Below are 19,524 nucleotides of genomic sequence, written 5' to 3' on the forward strand. Positions count from 1 at the left end.
GCGGTTCGCGGCATCAGCGACGGGGCGCTTCGAACAGGCTGGGCGAAACGGCGGCCGCCAGGGCGGCATAGCCGGCATCGTTGGGGTGGAGATGGTCGCCCGGCTCCAGACGGGGATTGATCCGCGCCGGGTCGGCGGGATCGGCCGCCGCCTTCTCGAAATCGATCACTCCATCGAACAGCCCGCCGGTGCGGATGAAGGCGTTCACCGCCTGGCGCATCGCCTCGCCCTCCGGCGTGAAATAGACCGCGCCCTTGTAGGGCAGGATCGTCGCGCCGATCACTTTCACCCCGCGCGCATGGGCGCGGGTCACGATCTGGCGATAGGCCTCGATCACCTGCGCGGCGGTCACGTCGCTGTCGGGCTTGTTCCACCATCCGATGTCGTTGATGCCTTCCAGCAGCACGATATGCGTGACCCCGCTGACCGCCAGGGCGTCGCGGTCCAGCCGCGCCAGGGCGGGCAGGCCAAAGCCTTCGTGCAACAGGCGGTTGCCACTCATCCCCGCATTGACCACGCTCCATCCGCGATAGCGCGTATCGGCGGCAAGCCGCTTGGCGAACTGTTGGGGCCAGCTCATGTCCTTGCCGGGGGTGGAGGCGGCGCCTTCGGTGATCGAATCCCCGAACGCCACGATCACCGGGCCGCGCTGGGGCCGCGCCACTTCCACTTGCGACACCACCGCCGGGCCGCGCAGCGGGCGAGCGCCGGCCATGGACGCAGCCGCCAGTTGCTCGCCGGGCGCCACCACCAGATCGCCATGATGCGCGGCGGGCATCGCGCTGTCCTTGTAATAGACCGAGATCGCCAGGTGTTGCAGCGCCTCGATTGGCAGCGGCACGGCATCGCTGAGCAGCGGCGCGCCGGTTGGAATCCAGGCTTCCGCGCCGCCGGCAAAGGTTACCGCGCGGTCGCTGCCCGGCACCAGGCGTCCGTCTGCATCGACCAGCGCCACGTGCACCCCGGCGATCCGCACCGGGGCGATGCCCAGCTCGTTGGTCAGCTTGAGGCGGATGGCATTGCCAGCGGTGTCCACGCGCAGGATCTGGCGCACCGTCTGGTTGGCAAAGATCGCCGGGGTGCCGCCCGGCTGGCCGGCAATCGGCGCGAACGGCGCGCTGAACCAGCCGGCCGCCCAGTTGCCATTCCCGTCGCCAGCCGCAGGCGGACTGGCCGCCATCAGTAGGGGTGCCCCAAGCAGGGCGAGCGCGGCGATGGGCCTGGCAATCATGATCTCTCCTATTTTGTGGTCTTGCGGGTTCTTGCCGGCTTGGCCGGGGCAGGGGTGTCCACCGCGCTACCCAGCGGCCCACTGTCCAGCCCCAGGCCGGCGGCCTGGCTGATGGCGGCGGCCGTGCGTTGCAGCGGTTCGAGCAGCGGATCGAGCCGCGCGTCGCCATTGGCGTCAATCAGCGTGGCGATGGTCAGCGCGGCGTTGAGCGGCGCGCCCGGCGTGCCCACCAGCACGCCGATATCCGCCCCGCCCAGGAAGCGTTCGCCCAGCGAGCGGGCATGGCCGCGCGCGCGCACGTCGTCGATGCGGGCGAGCAGATCCTGCCGTGCGGCCGGCGCCATCGCCTGCCATTCGCGCGAATGGCCCAGCCAGGCATCAAATGCGGCGGGCGCCAGGCCGGCGAGCAGCAGGCGCCCCGAATTGGTGCGCAGCGGCGAATGGGTGGAGCCGACTTCCACCGACAGGCGGAACGGGTTGGGGCTCTCTTCCTGGGTGAGCACGAGCACCTGGTTGCCTTGCAACACGGTCAGGTGGCAGCTTTCGCGCACGTCGTCGGACAGCGCGCGCATCAGCGGGCGCGCCGCCGCGATCAGCGTTTCATAGGGCGAGTGAATGCGAGCGAGCTGGAACAGCTTGAGCGTCAGCGCATAGCCGCCGTTGGTCGGGTCGCGCCGCACATAGCCGCGCCCTTCCAGGCAGGCGAGCATGCGGAACAGCTCGCCCGGCTGGCGGTTGAGCGCGCGCGCCAGTTGCGATTGCGTCATCGGCACGGCCTGGTCGGCCAGGTACTCGACGATATCGAGGCCCTTTTCCAGCGCCGGCACGGCATACTTCCGGCGGCGCTCGTCGCTCGACAGGATGCTTTCCGCCAGCATGCCCTCTGACCGCCCGTCGAGCGGGCCGTCGCCCAGGTCCGGCATGTCCGGCGCAGGGCTGTCTGCCTGGGTGGCTGATTCGGGGCGCGCATCCATGTTCTGTCCTTCCGCGGCTGGTCTGGCGATCGGGCGGCTTGCGTAACCCATGGCGGCGCGAAGTGCCATCATCGCCTGCCGCTTTGCCCGCCAGCACGGGCGCGCGCCGGGCTGGCCGGGGTGATAGCGGAAGAGGCGCGTGGAATTTGCATTGATTGTTTATATAGAGAATGTATGTTAGCCTGTAAACAATGAGTGATGTGGAGGACGGGATTGGAACAGCGGCTTATCCGCACGGATTCGGCAACGGACACAGCGTCGTCTGCGGCCAGTCCCGGCCCCCTGTCCGATCTGCTGGTGCTCGACATGGCCCAGTTCCTCGCCGGTCCTTCGGCCGCGCTGCAACTGGCCGATCTGGGTGCGCGCGTGATCAAGATCGAGCGGCCGCAGAGCGGTGACCTGTGCCGCGATCTTTATCTGAGCGATACCGACATCGCCGGCGATTCCACGCTGTTCCACGCGATCAACCGCAACAAGGAAAGCCTGGCGGTCGATCTCAAGGACGCGGGCCAGCTTGCGGAACTGCGCCGCCTGGTCGCGCGGGCCGACGTGATCATCCAGAACTTCCGCCCCGGCGTGATCGAGCGGCTGGGGCTGGGCTATGAAGACGTCAAGGCGATCAATCCCGGCCTGGTCTATGCCAGCGTCTCGGGCTTTGGCAGTGCCGGCCCCTGGGCCAAGCTGCCGGGCCAGGATCTGCTCGCCCAGGCGCGCTCGGGCGTGATGTGGCTGACCGGCAGTGCCGACCATGGGCCGATGCCGATCGGGCTTTCGGTGGCAGACATGCTGGCCGGCCATGTTCTGGCCAAGGGCATCCTGGCCTTGCTGGTCCGCCGCGCGCGCACCGGGCTGGGGGGGCGGGTGGAAACCAGCCTGCTCGAAGTGCTGGTCGATTTCCAGTTCGAGCTGCTGACCACTTATCTCAACGATGGCCGCCGCCCCCCGACGCGCGCCGCCGCCCATGGCGCCAATGCCTATCTTGCTGCGCCCTATGGCGTCTATCGCACAGCAGATGGGCATCTTGCCCTGGCGATGACGCCGCTGGCCCGGATCGGCGAATTGCTTGATCTGCCGGGCCTGAGCGAGAGCGGTAACGGCTTTGACGGGCGCGACGCGCTGCTTGACCGCATCGCGCAGCGCCTGGCCACGCGCACCACGCAGGAATGGCTGGCCGTGCTGGAGCCGGCCGGCATCTGGACCGCGGCCGTGCTCGATTGGGAACAATTGTTGGAGGCCGAAAGCTTCCGCGCGCTCGACATGCTGCAATCGATCGGCGGCCGGGGCCGCAGCATTCTCACCACCGCCAGCCCGATGCGAATCGATGGGCAAAGGCCGGCTTCGGCGCGCGGTGCCCCGCGCGTGGGCGAGCACAGCGCCGCCATCGCCGCCGAATTCGGCCTGGCACTGGCCTGAGGCGATGCGCGCCCGCACTTGCCTTAGCGCCTTGGCGCTGCTGCTCACCACAGCGGCCAGTGCCCAGACGATCAGGGCCCAGCCGCCCGGCCGGCAAGCGCCCGCCTTGCCACGGATCGCGGCGCCGCATGGCCGCCCGGCGCTGTTCGTCGACGGCGCGCCGTTCCTTGTGCTGGGGGCGCAGGCCAACAATTCCTCCAACCATGCCAGCGTCTTGCCGCAAGTGTGGCAGACGGTGGAGCAATTGGGCGCCAACACCCTGGAAATGCCGGTGGCCTGAGCCCGGGCCGAGCCGCGCGAGGGGCAGTTCGATTTCGCCTTTGTCGATACGCTGCTGGCCCAGGCGCGCCAGCACCGCGTGCGCCTGGTGCTGCTGTGGTTCGGCGCGTTCAAGAACGGCGGGCCGGGTTATACGCCGGTCTGGGTCAGGGCCGATCTCGCGCGGTTTCCGCGCAAGCTCGATGCGCAGGGGCGTCCGCTCGCCGCTCCGCCAGCGTTCCCTGATTTTGCTTGATACGATTCAAGCGCGGTCCTCGCTTTCCATAGCCGTCCCCGATAGCGCGCTTGCAGGAAGCCGAACGCGACGGGACAATTCGCTCGAAAGTGCTGGCCTAGTGTCGTCAGCCTTTTCTCAGCAGGTCATCCAGGACCGCGTTGTGTAACGTGGTATCAGCCAGAGGCCAGTTCAGCTTTCCGTTCTCGTCCTGCAATTGCCTAACCGACGGACATCGGAAACCTCCGTGGCGTCGCACTTTGCCTTGCGCACGAGGGACTTTTGGCGGGGCAGGTCACGGCCTTCACCAAATGGCTCCCTCGACGCAATTGCGAAACGATGATCGCTCAATGCCCTGGCGGAGCGAGGAGCTGTTGCCGCACTGAACTCCATGCGCTGGCGGAAACGCAGATACGCCAGATCAGGCCGCTTTGTCAGGTGTCGCTCGGCCTGCGATAGAGTGGTGTCTTCCTCGCGGCCGCCGATCGGCGCGGTGATCAGATCGCAGTCGCCAGCCCCAACATCGGCGCGGCGGCGCCCTCTTCCTGATCGGCCATCTCTGCGCGCACGAAATCGACGAAAGCGCGCACCTTGGACAACGCGTAGTTGCCGCGTGGGAATACCACATGCAGTGGAATCCGCTCGTTCACGAGGTCGGGCAGCAAGACCTCGAGGCGGCGGGCGGCGATGTCGTCCTCGACGAGGAAGCGCGGCAGGTAGCTGATGCCCAGGCCCTGGAGCGTGGCCTCGCGTGCCATTCGTACCGAGTTGCTGGTGAGCGGTCCGCGGTTGACGGCAACGGTGGTGTCTTCCGACAGGCGCCACTCGCCAACCTTGGAGATATGCGTTTCGACGATGCAGGTGTGCACCTTGAGGTCGTTGGCGGCCGAGGGGCGCCCGGCGCGGTCGAGGTACGAGCGCGCGGCGACGAGTGCCATAGGATAGCTGCGCAACTGCACCGATTCCAGGCTGGAATCAAAGGTGTCACCCATCCAGAACACCACGTCGAAGCGGCCCTTGAGCAGGTCCACCTTGCTGTCCGACAGGTTCACGAACAGCCGCACGTCAGGATAGGTCTGGAGGAAGCGCGGCAGGATCGTGGTGAGATCGAACAGCGAGGATACCACCGGTGCGTTGACCTTGAGCTCGCCACGCGGCTTGGAGAGCATCCCGGTCATCACCTGGTTGGCTTCGTTGACTTCCTCGACGATGCGGGCGCAGCGCGCATACATCTCGCGTCCCGCCGGTGTCAGTGTCACCGAGCGTGTGGTGCGGTCGAGCAGGCGCACGCCGATGCTCTGCTCAAGCTTGGCAATCTGGCGGCTGACTGCGGCCTTGGAATACCCCAGCATCGTGGCAGCGCTGGAAAAGCCCCCCGTGCTGACCACCGCAGCGAACGACATCATCGCCATCACGTTTCCAAGATCGGGTCTGTCGTCCATGCCTGCTCCCTCTGCCACACGCGTGCCCGGGTCAATGTATCCCGTCACCGTCACGGGCACGTTGGCCCACCATAGCGATCCCGGCGCGGCCTGTCTGCACCTGCTGCGTGCAATTGTTGTTTAAACGAAAAAGATATCTCAAATTCAGTATTACTGTTGCGTTTATGAAGCCTTTCGGCGAGGACGTGCTACGCCACATGGGCGCTTGATTCGCGGCGCGGACCGCGCAAGACGCAGACAAGGGAGAAATTCGATGGTCAGCCAGCTTTCCCAAGCGGCCCTGCGCGACCAGCGCAGCCAATTCCACCCGTTCACCGCGATCACCGATCTTATGGCCGAAGGGCCCACGGTCATGGAAAGTGGTTCCGGCATCCACGTGCGTGACGTTGATGGACGCGAATACATCGACGGGATGGCCGGCCTGTGGTGCGTCAACCTGGGCTATGGGCGCCGCGAAATCACCGAGGCGATCGCCCGGCAGAGCGAGCGCCTGTCATTCTTCCACACGTTCAACGGCATGAGCAGCGACGTCGTCGCCGAATGCGCCGAGGCCCTGCTGCAACGCGCGCCGGTGCCGATGTCGCGGGTGTTCTTCGGTGCCTCGGGCAGCGATGCCAACGAAACCCAGCTCAAGCTCGTGTGGTATTACAACAACCTGCGCGGCAAGCCCGAGAAGAAGAAGATCATCGCGCGCTGGAACGCCTACCACGGTTCCGGTGTGGCCACGGCAAGTCTCACCGGGCTGCCGGGCATGCACACGCTGTTTGACCTGCCCAAGGGCCCGATCCTGCACGTCAGCGCGCCCTACTACTATCGCAAGGCGCCCGAGGGCATGACCGAGCGCGCGTTCTCGCAGCAGCTTGCCCAGGAACTCGAGGATCTGATCGAGCGTGAAGGCGCCGACACCATTGCCGCGTTCTTTGCCGAGGCAGTGATGGGCGCTGGTGGGTTGATTCCGCCGCCCGAAGGCTATTTCGAGGCGATCTGCCCTATCCTCAAGAAGCACGACATCCTGCTCGTCGCCGACGAAGTGGTATCTGGCTTTGGTCGTCTCGGCACCTACTGGGGCAGCCAGACCTATGGCTACGAGCCCGACCTCATCACCTCGGCCAAGGGTGTGACCTCGGGCTACTTTCCGATGTCGGTCTGCTACATCTCGCCAAAGGTCTGGGACGTGATCGAGAGCGAGGCAGGCAAGGCCGGGCTTTTCGGCCACGGCTATACCTATTCGGCGCACCCGGTCGGCGCGGCCGCCGCGCTCGCCGCGCTCAAGCTGATCGATGAGCTCAAGGTGGTGGACAACGTCGCCGACGTTGGGCCCTACATGCTCCAGGCGTTGCGCGACCGGCTTGGTCAGCACGCCCATGTTGGCGATATTCGCGGCAAGGGACTGATGCTGGGAATCGAACTGGTGCACGATCGCGGCACCAAGGAAGCGCTGCCCATGGCCAACCGCACCGGTCGCCAGGTGCTCAAGGCTGCAGCCAATCGCGGGCTGATCACCCGCGCGCTGGGTGATACCCTGGTCTTTGCCCCGCCATTGGTGATCACCCGCGCCGATGCCGATGCTATCGTCGATCGCTTCGGTGCTGCGGTGGAGGACGTGTTGCCCGGCTGAACCCAAAGACCAACCCGGCGCGGGCGGTGGTGCATGGTTTGATGCATTGCCGCTCGCGGCGCAGTTCCACGTCGTCCAGGGAGGGGCAGATGGAATTCAACACCGCAATCGAGGGCATGGCGCAGGCCGAACGCGGCACGCGCCGGTTGACCCCGGCGGGGCAGATCAGCGCGGTGCTGGTCGGGCTGATCGGCGCCTTCGTGATTTTCGTGACGCCCGGCTTTCTGGCGGTAATCGCGCAAAAGACCGGGTTCGACAACGACCAGCTCGGCTATCTCGCTGCGTTCGACATCAACGCGATGGGCGTGACCATCGGCCTCAGTACGTTCCTTTTGGCGCGGGTGCCCTGGCGTCTTGCCGTGAGCATCGGCCTGGCGCTGGTGATCGCCGGCAATATCCTGACCGCGCTGGCCACGGGTTTTGCCGGGATGGCCGCAGCGCGTGTGGTGGCGGGAGCGGGCGAGGGGATTGCGGTGGGCTTTGCCTTTGCCGCGCTTGGCCGCGCCGCCAACCCGGACCGCGCATTCTCGATCTATCTCGTGGTTGGCGCGCTGTGTAGCTCGGCGCTGCTCTACAGCCTGCCCGCCCTGCAGGCGGCGGTCTCACCCGCGACGTTGTTCCTCGCCAATGCGCTGGTCGTGGTGCCAGTGGCGTTGGGCGTACGCTGGTTCCCCGAAGGCAGCATCGACGAAACCGACATCTTTGCCGGGGCCGGCCGGCTCGACATGCGGCTGGCGAGCGGGGCCCTGCTTGGGGTCTTTCTGTTCTTCTTCGCGCTGGGGGCGATGTGGAGCTATTCCGAGCGGATCGGCATGGCCCACGCCATTGCGCCTGGAGTGATCGCCACTGGTCTTTCGATCGGCACGATGGCGGGCGTTGCCGGCGCTGCACTTGCCGGCATGCTGCCGCGCCGGTGGGGCCGGGTGTGGCCGTTGCTGCTGAGTGGCGCGGCGGGTGTCATCAGCTTCCTGATGTTTGACGGGCGGGTCGAGGCGACCGGCTTCGTGGTGGCAGTCGTACTGTTGCAGTTCTGCTGGAACTTTGCGCAGCCATTGCTGTCGGGCATCTGTGCCGAGGCGTGCCTGCGCGGGCGGGTGGTATGCGCAATGGGCTCTATCCAGACATTCGGCACTGGCCTTGGCCCTGCAGCGGCCGCCGCCACGCTGGCCAGCGGCTCGTTCGCACCGATGATCTATGCCAACAGCGCGATTCTGGCGGCGAGCATTGCCGTTACCGTGCTGACCATTCGCGCTGAGCGGCGGCGGCGCCCTGCTTGATGAGCCATGGGCCTGCTGGGCAATCGGTGGCTCGGCCGCGCGGCTTTATTTCGGCGACATAATCGGGTGAAGCTGGGTGGGGGGGCGGCGACAGGCCGCACCCCGCATCCTTATCGCAGCTGCATCAGAGGAACACCGCGCGCGATAGGCCGCCGTCCACCGCGATCGATTCGCCGGTGATGCCGCTGCCCAACTGCGAGCACAGGAACACGATCGGGTCGGCCACTTCGGCAACTTCGAGCATACGCTTTACCGCGGCGGGGCCGGCGGCCTCGCGCTCGACGATGGCCTCGAACGTGGTGCCTTCCTCGGCCGCCATCTCGGCAAACCATTCCTCGATATGTTCGGTGCGGGTAACGCCCGGATGGATGATGTTGACGGTGATGCCGTCGCGTCCCACCTCGTCAGAGAGCGTCTTGGTGAAGTGGACCAGCGCCGTGTTGCGCATGCCCGACAGCGCCTCGGTGCAGCGCGCCGTCAGACCGCCGACGTTGACGATGCGGCCCCACCCGGCCTTGCGCATATGTGGCACGCAGGCTTTTGCCGCACGGAAATAGCCGAACAGCTTGGTGTTGAGATCGAGCATCAGCGCGTTCTCGTCGGCCAGCTCGATCGCGTTGCGCACCAAGCCGCCTGGTGCTGCGGCGCAGTTGACAAGGATATGCACACCGCCAAAGCGCGCCACGGCGGCCGCGACGAGGGCCTGGACCGACTCCCACGAGGTTGTGTCGGTGGGCACGGCAATGATCTCGCCGCCGGTCGATTCGCGCAGTTCGGCTGCGGCCGCTTCGAGCTTGGCTGCAGTACGCGCCGCGATCACCACTTTGGCGCCGGCCAGCGCCAGCTTTCGCGCGGTTTCCTTGCCGATACCCACGCCGCCGCCGGTGATGACGGCGACCTTGCCTGCAAGGCCCAGTTCCAGGTTCATGTTCAATCTCCTCGTGAAATGCATGATGATGGGATCAGGCGGACAAGACCACCCTGGCGATCCCGGCTTGGTCGAATGCGGCGACGATCGTGTCGCCGCGATGGATTTCCGTGACCCCGGTACAGCTACCGGCCGCCACGAGTTGCTCGGCGCGCAGCCCGCCCTCGCCATGGGCACAGAGCCAGTTGGCGAGCCAAACCAGCGCATCGAGCGGATCGCCCATGACGCGATCGGTCGATCCCGCCACCGGTGCATCCGCGTCGATCGTGAGCGTAACCGGCATGGCGGCAAAGCGCGCTTCCCAGCCCGTCGCGAGACGATCGCCCAGTACCAGGCCATAGCCCATGACGTTGTCTGCGATCAGCAGGCCGAGCGGCAGGTCACTGTGTTCGAAGCGGGTGCGCACGATCTCGATGCCGGCCCACACGCCCTTGAGCGCGGCGGCAACCTCTGCGCGCGTGTAGGCCTTTGCGCGCGGGGGCAAATCCTCGCCCAGTTCGAATACCAGCTCGGCCTCGGCGAACATCTCGTCGCCGCAAAAATCGATGGTGCCGTGGTTGCAGAAGATGTCGCTGGCGCGCAGCCGGCCCACTGCCGGTTCGTGTGCGCCATGGGCCATGCGGGCACCCTCGCTGGTCAGCCCCAGCTTCCACACCATCACCGGCAGCATCAGCGCCACATGGACGGCGCGCTGCGCGGCATAGGCCTGGGCCACCGGCACGTCATCGGCAGGCACTGCGGCAGGGCTGGTGGAGCGGCGCGCGGCAAGCAGGGCCTGCGCCAGCGAAAGGTCGCCTATCGGCATGGAGTTCTCCCGGGGCGGTCGGACTCGTTTTGCCGCCGCCGCTTCATTGTCGCGCATATGCAACAACAAACTTTGAAAATCTAGTATTGTTTACGCAATGAAGTTGGGTTAGCTCACGTCCAAGCCGGATTCGCCTGGTTGGTCACCACGCCGCTGCGGGTCTGCTGCATCACACTATCGCCGCGAGAGGCGAGACCGAGGGGAGTATCATGTCCAGCCAGCCCACCGCCCCCATCGCCGAGACCGCACGCCAGACGGCAGACCGCCTGGCCGCCGCCCTCGCGCCCGCTCCGCGCGGCCTCATCATCGATGGGCGCGCAGTGCCTGCGCTTTCCGGCAAGACCTTTGCCACCGAGAATCCCGCGACAGGCGAGACGATCTGCCAGGTTGCTGAGGGCGGGGCGGCCGACGTCGATGTCGCTGTCGCGGCTGCGCGCCGCGCGCTGGTCAATCCTGCGTGGGCGGGGATGAGCGCCTACGATCGCGGGCAGTTGCTCTATCGCCTGGCCGACCTGATCGAGCGCGAGGCCGACGAACTGGCGGTGCTGGAATGCATCGACAACGGCAAGCCCGCCTCGCTGACGCGCTGGGTCGAGATCGAGGGTTCGATCAAGACATTCCGCTATTTTGCGGGTTGGACCACCAAGTTCGGCGGAGAGACGCTGCCGGTTTCGCCGCGCAGCGGGGCGCGCATCCTCAATTACACCACGCGCGAGCCGGTCGGCGTGTGCGGTCTGATCGTGCCGTGGAACTATCCGATGTCGATGGCGGCATGGAAGGTGGCGCCCGCGCTTGCGGCGGGCTGCACAGTCATCCTCAAGCCCGCCGAGCAGACGCCACTGACCGCGTTGCGCCTGGCCGAGCTGGCGCTCGAAGCGGGCATTCCGGCGGGCGTGTTCAACGTCATCACCGGCTTTGGCGAAGCCGGTGCGGCGCTGGTCGCGCATCCCGGCGTGGACAAGGTGGCCTTCACCGGATCGACTGAGGTGGGCAAGGCGATCGTGCGCGGCGCCACCGGCAATCTCAAGAAGGTCAGCCTTGAACTGGGCGGCAAGTCGCCGCAGATCGTGTTGCCCGATGCCGATCTTGGCGCCGCCGCAGCCTCAATCGCGGCAGGCATCTTCTTCAACCAGGGCCAGACCTGTACTGCCGGCTCGCGCCTCTATGCCCACGCCGCGATCCACGACGAACTGCTCGATCGCGTCGCTGCCGAGGCCGCCAAGCTGACGATCGGCAACGGCCTTGATGCGGGCGTGAACTTCGGGCCGCTGGTCTCCCAGGAGCAGTGGGACCGCGTGGCCTCCTATGTCGAGATCGGCCAGGCAGAGGGCGCCGAGGTGATGATCGGCGGCGGCCGGCCTGCGGCCCATGGCGAGGGCTTCTTCTTCGAACCGACAATCCTGCGCGGCGCCGGGCGCGACATGCGCGTGGTCCGCGAGGAAATCTTCGGCCCGGTGCTGAGCGCGCTGTCATGGAGCGATGCCGACGACTTGGTGGCACAGGCCAACGATTCCGACTTCGGCCTTTCGGCGGGCATCTGGACCAACGACATCCGCCAGGGCCACCGCCTTGCCGCGGCCGTCAAGGCCGGCACTGTCTGGGTCAACTGCTTCAACATGGTCGATAACGCCACCCCGTTCGGCGGCTTCAAGCAGTCGGGCTGGGGCCGCGAGCACGGGCGCCAGGCCATGGAGCTCTACAGCGAGACCAAGAGCGTGTGGGTCAACCTCAGCTGAGCAGAGGTTCAGCTCCACCCGCACGCTGCGTCAATTTCACGTCTTCAATCAGGGAACCGACCATGGGCAAGACTCTCATCGTGAGCACCGACGGCCAGGCCGTCATGCGCAGCCACGACAACGGCAAGTCGTGGTATCGCATCAACATTGGCCAGGATCTGGAATACGACGATCGCGTACGCTGCCTCTTGGTCGACGCGCGCAATCCCGACGGTATTTTTGCCGGAGCGGAAAAGGGGCTGTTCTACAGCGCCGACTGCGGCGTGCACTGGAGCCGCATCGACTGCGCGCTGAACAGTCTTGCCGTGTGGAAGCTGGTGGTCAGCGAGAGCAATCCACTGGTGATGTATGCCGGCACCGGCGCCCCGTCGCTGGCGATCTTCTTCCGTTCGCGCGATGGCGGGCAGACCTGGGAGCGCACCAGCCTGGAAATGCCCGAGTTCTGCGCCGGGGTTAACCGCCCACGCATGCTGGCGCTGGCGGTCGATCCGCGCGATGCCGACGACGTCTGGGCGGGTATCGAGGAGGGTGGCCTCTATCGCAGTCGCGACGGCGGCGACAGCTGGACGCGCATTGATAGCACGTGGTCCGAATTCGGTGGCAACTCAGACCTGCACGACATCATGATCCTGCCGCAGGACGACGGCAGCACCGTCCACCTCGCGCTGACGGTCATCGCCCTCTACCGCTCGACCGACGGCGGCCAGACCTGGACGCGTCAGCCGGCCAAGGAGACCTGGGGCCTGCGCTATTCGCGTGTGCTGTTGCGCCGTCCAGGCAGCAACCGCCAACTGGCCGTGGGAATCGGCGATGGCACCCCGGGCACGACGGCGGCGATCCTGCTGTCTGACGATGCCGGCGAAACCTGGACCAGGGCCGCGCTCGATCATCCGTCGAACTCGTGCATGTGGGCGTTTGGCTCCCATCCCAGCGATCCCGATTTCCAACTCGCCGCGAGCAAGTTCGGCTATCTGTACCGCAGCGTTGACGGCGGCCGCACCTGGGCCAAGGAATGGCGCGAGTTCAACGAGATTACCGGCCTCGCCTGGCTGCCGTCCGTTCCCTCCGACCTGGGGTTGCCGCATGTCACCCATTAACGTCGCGCGGATCGCGCATATCGTTTTGTTCGTAAAGGATCCCGAGGCCTCTGCCCGCTGGTATGCCGAGATCCTCAACATGAAGATCACGGCGCGCGCCGGCGATGGGCCGTACAAGGGTGGGGTGTTCCTCAGCTTTGGCCTGAGCGATCACGACATCGCGCTGTTCCCGGCGGCGGCCGATACCGCCATCGGCAAGGAGGCCAAGGGCCGCGAGTTCGAGCACATCGGCCTGGCCATGGCCGGGTGCAACATGGAAGACCTGCGCGCCAACTACGCCTTCTTCCGCGAGCGCGGCGTCGAGATTGCCGAAATCCTCGATCATGGCGTTTCGGTGGGCATCTATTTCTATGATCCCGATGGCCACATGCTCGAGGTGTTTTGCCAGAACGTCCCGCTCGAGGGCGGCGCGTCGCAGGCCGAGCTCAACCGTAACGAAGGCCAGGCGAACCCGATCACACTGTGACCGCAGCGGCCGAGACCTGAACCGGGCGATGCCCGCAGACACAAAAATCCAGGGGAGTTGTCATGACCAGATACGCCGCCAACTTTGGCGCCTTCCACATTCGCAAGTGGTTCACCCAGGTCGAGGAAATCCTTGCAGGTGAGACTGGTGCCGCCGCCGACGGCGCGCCGCTGATCAAGTACATGATCGGTGCGTGCATCAAGAACCCCTATGCCGGCAACTATGTCGAGGATCTCTCGGCGTGGATCGAGGCTTCCCCGGTGCTCGGCGTGGAATTCGGGCGGCGTATCAATGCGCTGACCGGCGGGGCGCCAATCGAAAGCTATGGCAAGGCGATCCTCGTGGGTATCGATGGCGAATACGAGCACGGCAACGCGCTGCTCACTAATCCGGCGGCGAACCCGATCCGCGATGCGCTGGGCGGCGGGGCCTCGTGGGTGCCCTCTACCGGCAAGCGTGGGGTTCCCGGAACCATTCTTGACGTACCGTTCGGCCACAAGGACGCGCTCTATGTGCGTTCGCACTACGACACGATGAGCGTCTCGTTCGACGATGCGCCCAACCGTGACGAAGTGATCGTGTGCTGGGTCTTCGCCACGCGCGGCCGCCTCAACGCGCGGCTCGGCGGGCTGCGTGCCGAAGACGCCGAAGGCAACGGGCTGACCTGACCATGACGGCGGATCTCATCCTGGACGATGCGCCGCCCGCGCCGGTGGCGCTGCTGCCTGGCGAGCGCATGCGGCGCGTCGCGCGCGGTGGCGTGTCGCTGTGCGTGCGCGAATGGGGCGATGCCCAGGCCCCCGCGATCGTGCTGCTGCACGGTCTGCGCGGCTATTCGGGAACCTGGCGCCCGCTCGCCGCGGCGCTGGCTGACCGCTATCGCCTGATCGCTTTTGACGCGCGCGGGCGTGGTGAAAGCGACTGGGACGAGGGCCGCAACTACTACACCGATGCCTACCTCGCCGATCTCGAGGCGGTCGTGGCCGAAGCCGGTCTCGATCGTTTCGTGCTGGTCGGGCATTCGATGGGCGGCACCACCGCCTATGCCTATGCCGCGCGGCACCCGGCACGCCTTCACGCGCTGGTGGTCGAAGACATTACCGCCGGCTCGTCTGTCGGTGGTGCCGGGTTCGAGCGCATCGTCGCGGAAATGAAGGCACTGCCCGTGCGCTTTGCCGACTGGGCCGAGGCGCGCGCCTATTGGCGCCGGTTGCGGCCCAACGTGGGCGAGGCGGCGATCGAGGAACGGTTGTGGGAAAGCATGACTGCCGACCCGGCAGGCGGGGTGCGCTGGCGTTATGATGCCGAAGGCATCGCCGCCACGCGCATCGCGCCCGATCCCGCCCGCGTGATCGACCTTTGGCCGGTGATCGCCGCGATCCGCTTGCCCACGCTGGTGATCCGCGGCGGACGTTCAGACTTTTGCAGCCTTGAGGCGGTGCGCCGGCTCGAAGCGCAAAACTCGCATCTGGCCCATGCCAGCGTGGACGGTGCCTCGCACTACGTCCACGACGATGCCCCCGAGGCGTTCCGTCGTCTGGTCGAGGGTTTCCTCGCCGGCGTTACGGTGCGCGCGCACGAGGACCACGATGATGGCCAATGACATGCCTGCCGCACCTGCACCATCCGACGATGCGGTGATCCGCACGGGGGCGGATACGCTGTTCGACGCGCTCCACGCTGGCGGTGCGCGTATCTGCTTTGCCAATCCCGGCACCACCGAGATGACCATGGTCACCGCGCTGGCCCGCCATGGTGGCATCCGCCCGGTACTCAGCCTGTTCGAGGGCGTGTGCACCGGCGCGGCGGACGGCTATGCGCGCGTATCGGGGCAGGTGCCGCTAACGCTGCTGCATCTTGGCCCCGGATTTGCCAACGGCATCGCCAACCTGCACAACGCCCGGCGTGCCGGTTCGCGCATCGTCAACATCATCGGTGATCATGCCACCTGGCACCTGCCTTATGACGCGCCGCTGACCTCGGACATCACATCGCTGGCATCGCCGGTCTCGCGCCAGGTAATCCGCATGGCCGAGCCTGGTGCCATCGCGCACGATGTCGCCACTGCCTTTGCCGCGACGCGGGTGGCCGAGGGCGGTGCGGCGACGCTGATCGTGCCGACCGACGTGATCGACGCGCGCGAGGAACACCAGGATGCGCTGCCTGGCAGCGCCACGGTTGCCCCATGGCAGGGCGCGCGGGTAGATGACGCGGCGGTTGCCGCCGCCGCTGCCGCACTGGAAAGCGATCAGGGCGCCATCGTGCTGCTGGGCGGGAATGCCTTGACCGAGGCGGGCGTGCGCGCAGGTGCCGCACTCGCCGCGCGGCTTGGCGGCCGCCTGCTGATGGAACCCTATCCGGGCATCGTGACCTTGGGCGGTGATCTGCCTGCGGTAGAGCGGCAGGCCTATTTCCCCGACGACGTGATCGCGCAAATGGGCACGGCCCGCGTCGTGCTGGCCGGCGCGCGCATGCCGATCAGCTATTTCGGCTACGAGGGCTGGCCCAGCCAGCTGGTTGCAGAGGCCAGTCTGGTGCGCCTGGCTGGGCCGGAGCACGATGCGATCGACGCGCTGGTGCGCCTGGGTTCGGCGCTGGGCGTAACGGGTCCGGCTGGCGCCCAGCCGTTCACGCCGGCCACTGCCAGTGCCAATGACCCCACTGCTGCGCTGACGCCGGCGGGCGTGGTCGAGGAATTGCTGGTGCAACTGCCCGAACATGCGATCATCTCGCTCGAGGGCTCGACCTTGGGTGGGCCCTGGCTGCGCAATGCGCATCGTGCGTGCCGGCATCGTGTGATGACCAACACGGGCGGCGCGATCGGCCAGGGGCTGCCCTGTGCGGTGGGGGCGGCGCTCGCTGCGCCAGAAGCGCGCGTGGTTTCGCTCCAGTCGGACGGTAGCGCACAATATACGCTCCAGGCCCTGTGGACGATGGCGCGCGAGAAGCTGCCGGTGACGGTGATCCTCGCGGCCAACCACCGCTACGCCATTCTCCAGACCGAACTGGTGCGCGCCAACGCGCCGCTGGGCGATGCCATGATCGAGGCGCTGACGCTGCTGGACAAGCCGAAGGTGGATTGGGTTTCGCTGGCGCGTGGCTATGGCGTGGAGGCGGTGCGCGTCACCACCTGCGGCGAACTGGCCGAGGCACTGGCGCAGGGGCTCGCGCTCGACGGGCCGATGCTGATCCAGGCTGAGTTGCCATGAGCGCTGCGGCAGTGAGTTCCGGGCCGCCCGTGGCGATTGTCACCGGCGGCAGCGGCGGAATGGCACCGGGGATCGTGCGCGGCCTGCAGGGCGCCGGGTTTGCCGTGGTCATTACGGCGCGCGATGCGGGGCGGCTTGCGGCTGCGGCCGAAGCGATCGGTGGCGATTGCCTCGCACTTGCGTCGGACGCGCGCGATCCGGCCTCCATCGAAGGCCTCGCCGCCGCCGTCCTTGCACGGCATGGTCGGATCGATGTGCTGGTCAATGCCGCCGCCAGTTCCACCCCGATCGGTGGGGCGATCGAGAACGTCGATGTGGCCGCGCTGATTGCCGATCTTGACGTCAAGGTGGGCGGCTATCTCCGCTATGCTCAGGCGGTCGTGCCAGCCATGAAGCGGCAGGGGCGGGGCCATATCGTCAATATCGGCGGGCTGACCGGCCGGTCGAGCGACACCTTGAGCGGCCTGCGCAACGCGGCGGTCTCGCACCTGACCAAGGTCTTGTCCGACGAGCTTGGCCCGGGTGGTATCACCGTCAATGCGGTGCACCCCGGCATTGTCCGCACCCCGCACCTGGCCGAGCTGTTTGCCGAAATGGCCCACACCGAAAACACCACGCCCGCCGCGATCGAGGCGCGCTTCGTTGCCGAGATACCCACGCGCACGATCCTGACGCCCGACGATGTCGGCGGGCTGGTGGCGATGCTGGCGGTTGCCGCGCGGCCGACCATTACCGGCCAGTCGCTGACCATCGATGGCGGCTATTCGCGCGGTATCTTCCTGTGAGCGCGCGTGCGGGCAAGGAGAGGGCGATGCGCGATGAAACCGGCGGGGCGCGTACCCGCTATCCGCTGTCGATGCGCCTGCTGCACTGGCTGCGCGCCATATTGATCATCGGCATGATCTGGTCGGGCTGGTTCATGACCGGCCTGCCTGACGAGGCGACGGCCAAGTTCGCGGTGTTCTATCCCAATCACAAGCAGTTCGGCGTCCTGGTCTGGCTGCTCGCGCTGGTCCACCTGGGCCTGCGCTACCAGCACCGCCGCCACCTGCCGCACCCGCCGGTGGGGCTCAGGCCCTGGGAGCGGGTGCTTTCGCATCTGGTCCACCGTGCGATCATGGTGCTGACGTTGCTGACCCCGCTGCTGGGCTATGCGATGTCGGCCAGCTTTACCCAGAGTGATGGCGTGCCCTTCTTCGGGCTGGGTCAGGTACCTGAACTGTTGCCCAAGAACGACAAGGCCTTCGCGCTGTTCGACACGCTGCACGGGTGGAGTGCCTATACGCTCGCCGTGCTCGTGGTGCTTCACGTGGCTGGCGCGCTCAAGCACCGGCTGCACGATCGCGGCGGCGATACCGACGTGCTCGCACGGATGGTGTGATCGCCCCTTCAACGAAAGATCCTGCCATGACCAACCCTGTCCACCACCTGCTGCATCCCGACGCCTTCGATGCGGCGGGCCTGGCCGTGACCAATCCGGCCGATGGCAGCATCGTCGCCACGGTGCGCCGCTATGACGTGGCTGCACTCACCGCGATCGTCGAGGCCGCTGACGCCGCGCGCCATGCCTGGGCGGCGCGCACCGCCAAGGAACGCAGCGACGTGCTGCGCGCCTGGTTCAACGCGATGGTGGAAAACGCCGAGGCGCTGGCGCTGTTGATGACGCTTGAAAGCGGCAAGCCGCTCGAGGAGTCGCGTGGCGAGGTGCGCTATGGTGCGGGTTACATCGAATGGTTCTCCGAAGAGGCGCGTCGCGCCTATGGCGAGGTGATCCCCAGTTTTGCGCCGGGCAAACGCGTGCTGACGCTGCGCCAGCCGGTGGGGACGTGCGCGGCGATCACCCCGTGGAACTTCCCGCTGGCGATGATAACCCGCAAGGTCGCGCCGGCACTGGCAGCAGGCTGCTCGATCGTGGTCAAGCCGGCTGAGGCTACACCGCTGTCCGCGCTCGCGCTGGAGGCGCTGCCCCACCGCGCCGGGGTGCCGCGCGACCTGTTTCGCGTGGCCCCGGCCGTACGTTCGTCAGAGGCGGGGGACCTGTTCTGCAGCCATCCGCTGGTGCGCAAGATCAGCTTCACCGGCTCGACCGAGGTGGGCAAGGTCATCATGGCCAAGGCTGCTGCCCAGGTGAAGCGGCTCAGCCTTGAGTTGGGCGGCAATGCGCCCTTCGTGGTGTTCGACGATGCCGACATTGGGCGCGCGGTTGACGGTGCCATGGCCTCGCGCTTCCGCAACGCCGGGCAGACCTGCGTCTGTGCCAACCGCTTCCTGGTGCAGGATGGCGTGCATGATGCCTTTGTCGCTGCGCTCACCGCGCGGGTCGATGCCTTGCGCGTGGCCGATGGGCAGGCTGTGCCGGGTGCGATGGGTTCCCTGATCGATGGCAAGGCGGTCACCCGCGTAGCCGGGTTGGTCGAGGCCGCAGTGGGCGAGGGCGCGCGCGAGGTCAGCCACGGGCACGATGGCCCTGCGCGCGGTGCCTTTCATCGTCCAGTGGTGCTGGCGGGGGTGACCCCGGCCATGGCCATCGCGCACGAGGAAATATTCGGCCCGGTAGCGCCGGTCATCCGCTTCACCGACGAGGCTGACGCGCTGCGCATCGCCAACGATACGCCGTTCGGCCTTGCCGCCTATGTCTATACCGCCGATGTTGCACGCCAGTGGCGCATGATGGAGGGCCTCGAATACGGCATGGTCGGGGTGAACGACGGGTTGATCTCGAGCGAGGTGGCACCGTTCGGCGGGGTGAAGGAATCAGGCTTCGGCCGCGAAGGATCGAGCCACGGCCTCGCTGATTACATGTCCATCAAGTACTGCCTCGTCGGCGGGCTGTAA

19 protein-coding genes are annotated in these 19,524 nt (G+C 66.8%); 14 read left to right on the forward strand and 5 right to left on the reverse strand.

All coding sequences use genetic code 11. The annotated features are described in order from the left end of the window. Positions 1–13: 13 nt before the first annotated feature. Entirely contained in the window at positions 14–1,231 is a 1,218-nt protein-coding gene (locus FHW97_RS04820) for an SGNH/GDSL hydrolase family protein (protein ID WP_054130435.1), read from the reverse strand. Between the two features lie 8 nt (positions 1,232–1,239). Beyond that, a complete protein-coding gene (locus tag FHW97_RS04825) occupies positions 1,240–2,205 on the reverse strand; it encodes an IclR family transcriptional regulator (RefSeq protein WP_171798247.1) in 966 nt (321 codons plus the stop codon). A 213-nt stretch (positions 2,206–2,418) separates the two neighbouring features. Between FHW97_RS04825 and FHW97_RS04830 the strand changes: the two genes are divergently transcribed. From FHW97_RS04830 to FHW97_RS04840, 3 genes are all read left to right on the forward strand, one after another. Further along, positions 2,419–3,618 carry a CaiB/BaiF CoA-transferase family protein gene (locus FHW97_RS04830; protein WP_253941606.1) on the forward strand — a complete coding sequence of 400 codons (1,200 nt, stop codon included), beginning with the start codon at positions 2,419–2,421 and terminating at the stop codon, positions 3,616–3,618. Positions 3,619–3,622: 4 nt separating this feature from the next. Next, complete coding sequence (locus tag FHW97_RS04835) at positions 3,623–3,898, forward strand: hypothetical protein (RefSeq protein ID WP_022678519.1); 276 nt, start codon at positions 3,623–3,625, stop codon at positions 3,896–3,898. A 78-nt stretch (positions 3,899–3,976) separates the two neighbouring features. Then, positions 3,977–4,132, forward strand: a complete 156-nt coding sequence (locus tag FHW97_RS04840) for a hypothetical protein (protein ID WP_156306329.1) — start codon at positions 3,977–3,979, stop codon at positions 4,130–4,132. A 476-nt stretch (positions 4,133–4,608) separates the two neighbouring features. Here FHW97_RS04840 and FHW97_RS04845 read toward each other — a convergent pair whose 3' ends face one another. After that, positions 4,609–5,553: a LysR family transcriptional regulator gene (locus FHW97_RS04845; RefSeq protein WP_253941607.1), complete on the reverse strand. Its 945-nt coding sequence runs from the start codon at positions 5,551–5,553 to the stop codon at positions 4,609–4,611. A gap of 253 nt (positions 5,554–5,806) precedes the next feature. On the opposite strand from FHW97_RS04845, the gene FHW97_RS04850 reads away from it, so the two are divergent. Then, on the forward strand, positions 5,807–7,171 hold the full coding sequence (locus FHW97_RS04850; protein WP_022678521.1) for an aminotransferase: 1,365 nt from the start codon (positions 5,807–5,809) through the stop codon (positions 7,169–7,171). An 89-nt stretch (positions 7,172–7,260) separates the two neighbouring features. Beyond that, positions 7,261–8,448: an MFS transporter gene (locus FHW97_RS04855; RefSeq protein ID WP_168351775.1), complete on the forward strand. Its 1,188-nt coding sequence runs from the start codon at positions 7,261–7,263 to the stop codon at positions 8,446–8,448. Between the two features lie 124 nt (positions 8,449–8,572). On the opposite strand, the gene FHW97_RS04860 is transcribed toward FHW97_RS04855, so the two are convergent. After that, positions 8,573–9,376 (reverse strand): SDR family NAD(P)-dependent oxidoreductase, encoded by an 804-nt coding sequence (locus tag FHW97_RS04860; RefSeq protein WP_171798248.1) that lies wholly within the window; start codon positions 9,374–9,376, stop codon positions 8,573–8,575. Positions 9,377–9,410: 34 nt separating this feature from the next. Then, entirely contained in the window at positions 9,411–10,181 is a 771-nt protein-coding gene (locus tag FHW97_RS04865) for a 2-keto-4-pentenoate hydratase (protein WP_171798249.1), read from the reverse strand. A gap of 209 nt (positions 10,182–10,390) precedes the next feature. On the opposite strand from FHW97_RS04865, the gene FHW97_RS04870 reads away from it, so the two are divergent. The 9 genes from FHW97_RS04870 to FHW97_RS04910 all read left to right on the forward strand — a co-directional run bounded on the left by FHW97_RS04870 (position 10,391) and on the right by FHW97_RS04910 (position 19,524). Continuing rightward, positions 10,391–11,917 carry an aldehyde dehydrogenase gene (locus FHW97_RS04870; protein WP_171798250.1) on the forward strand — a complete coding sequence of 509 codons (1,527 nt, stop codon included), beginning with the start codon at positions 10,391–10,393 and terminating at the stop codon, positions 11,915–11,917. Between the two features lie 62 nt (positions 11,918–11,979). After that, on the forward strand, positions 11,980–13,014 hold the full coding sequence (locus tag FHW97_RS04875) for a glycosyl hydrolase (protein ID WP_171798251.1): 1,035 nt from the start codon (positions 11,980–11,982) through the stop codon (positions 13,012–13,014). Next, positions 13,001–13,480: a VOC family protein gene (locus tag FHW97_RS04880; RefSeq protein WP_022678527.1), complete on the forward strand. Its 480-nt coding sequence runs from the start codon at positions 13,001–13,003 to the stop codon at positions 13,478–13,480. Before FHW97_RS04875 ends, FHW97_RS04880 begins: the two co-directional genes overlap by 14 nt. 62 nt (positions 13,481–13,542) lie before the next feature. Then, a complete protein-coding gene (locus FHW97_RS04885; RefSeq protein WP_022678528.1) occupies positions 13,543–14,148 on the forward strand; it encodes an amino acid synthesis family protein in 606 nt (201 codons plus the stop codon). A gap of 2 nt (positions 14,149–14,150) precedes the next feature. Further along, on the forward strand, positions 14,151–15,083 hold the full coding sequence (locus FHW97_RS04890) for an alpha/beta fold hydrolase (protein ID WP_171798252.1): 933 nt from the start codon (positions 14,151–14,153) through the stop codon (positions 15,081–15,083). Position 15,084: 1 nt separating this feature from the next. After that, positions 15,085–16,689 carry an acetolactate synthase large subunit gene (locus FHW97_RS04895; protein WP_168351779.1) on the forward strand — a complete coding sequence of 535 codons (1,605 nt, stop codon included), beginning with the start codon at positions 15,085–15,087 and terminating at the stop codon, positions 16,687–16,689. After that, complete coding sequence (locus tag FHW97_RS04900; RefSeq protein ID WP_171798253.1) at positions 16,686–17,474, forward strand: SDR family NAD(P)-dependent oxidoreductase; 789 nt, start codon at positions 16,686–16,688, stop codon at positions 17,472–17,474. Before FHW97_RS04895 ends, FHW97_RS04900 begins: the two co-directional genes overlap by 4 nt. 26 nt (positions 17,475–17,500) lie before the next feature. Continuing rightward, positions 17,501–18,070 carry a cytochrome b gene (locus tag FHW97_RS04905; RefSeq protein WP_054130425.1) on the forward strand — a complete coding sequence of 190 codons (570 nt, stop codon included), beginning with the start codon at positions 17,501–17,503 and terminating at the stop codon, positions 18,068–18,070. 26 nt (positions 18,071–18,096) lie between these two features. Beyond that, positions 18,097–19,524: an NAD-dependent succinate-semialdehyde dehydrogenase gene (locus FHW97_RS04910; RefSeq protein WP_171798254.1), complete on the forward strand. Its 1,428-nt coding sequence runs from the start codon at positions 18,097–18,099 to the stop codon at positions 19,522–19,524.

The organism is Novosphingobium sp. SG754, assembly GCF_013149315.1.
In the GTDB taxonomy this organism is placed as follows: domain Bacteria; phylum Pseudomonadota; class Alphaproteobacteria; order Sphingomonadales; family Sphingomonadaceae; genus Novosphingobium; species Novosphingobium capsulatum.

Bases quoted from the DNA above. Each gene is read 5' to 3' on its own strand.
- FHW97_RS04820 (WP_054130435.1), bottom strand. From the start codon at position 1,231: ATGATTGCCAGGCCCATCGCCGCGCTCGCCCTGCTTGGGGCACCCCTA.
- FHW97_RS04825 (WP_171798247.1), bottom strand. From the start codon at position 2,205: ATGGATGCGCGCCCCGAATCAGCCACCCAGGCAGACAGCCCTGCGCCG.
- FHW97_RS04835 (WP_022678519.1), top strand. From the start codon at position 3,623: ATGCGCGCCCGCACTTGCCTTAGCGCCTTGGCGCTGCTGCTCACCACA.
- FHW97_RS04845 (WP_253941607.1), bottom strand. From the start codon at position 5,553: ATGGACGACAGACCCGATCTTGGAAACGTGATGGCGATGATGTCGTTC.
- FHW97_RS04850 (WP_022678521.1), top strand. From the start codon at position 5,807: ATGGTCAGCCAGCTTTCCCAAGCGGCCCTGCGCGACCAGCGCAGCCAA.
- FHW97_RS04855 (WP_168351775.1), top strand. From the start codon at position 7,261: ATGGAATTCAACACCGCAATCGAGGGCATGGCGCAGGCCGAACGCGGC.
- FHW97_RS04860 (WP_171798248.1), bottom strand. From the start codon at position 9,376: ATGAACCTGGAACTGGGCCTTGCAGGCAAGGTCGCCGTCATCACCGGC.
- FHW97_RS04865 (WP_171798249.1), bottom strand. From the start codon at position 10,181: ATGCCGATAGGCGACCTTTCGCTGGCGCAGGCCCTGCTTGCCGCGCGC.
- FHW97_RS04870 (WP_171798250.1), top strand. From the start codon at position 10,391: ATGTCCAGCCAGCCCACCGCCCCCATCGCCGAGACCGCACGCCAGACG.
- FHW97_RS04875 (WP_171798251.1), top strand. From the start codon at position 11,980: ATGGGCAAGACTCTCATCGTGAGCACCGACGGCCAGGCCGTCATGCGC.
- FHW97_RS04880 (WP_022678527.1), top strand. From the start codon at position 13,001: ATGTCACCCATTAACGTCGCGCGGATCGCGCATATCGTTTTGTTCGTA.
- FHW97_RS04885 (WP_022678528.1), top strand. From the start codon at position 13,543: ATGACCAGATACGCCGCCAACTTTGGCGCCTTCCACATTCGCAAGTGG.
- FHW97_RS04890 (WP_171798252.1), top strand. From the start codon at position 14,151: ATGACGGCGGATCTCATCCTGGACGATGCGCCGCCCGCGCCGGTGGCG.
- FHW97_RS04895 (WP_168351779.1), top strand. From the start codon at position 15,085: ATGCCTGCCGCACCTGCACCATCCGACGATGCGGTGATCCGCACGGGG.
- FHW97_RS04900 (WP_171798253.1), top strand. From the start codon at position 16,686: ATGAGCGCTGCGGCAGTGAGTTCCGGGCCGCCCGTGGCGATTGTCACC.
- FHW97_RS04905 (WP_054130425.1), top strand. From the start codon at position 17,501: ATGCGCGATGAAACCGGCGGGGCGCGTACCCGCTATCCGCTGTCGATG.
- FHW97_RS04910 (WP_171798254.1), top strand. From the start codon at position 18,097: ATGACCAACCCTGTCCACCACCTGCTGCATCCCGACGCCTTCGATGCG.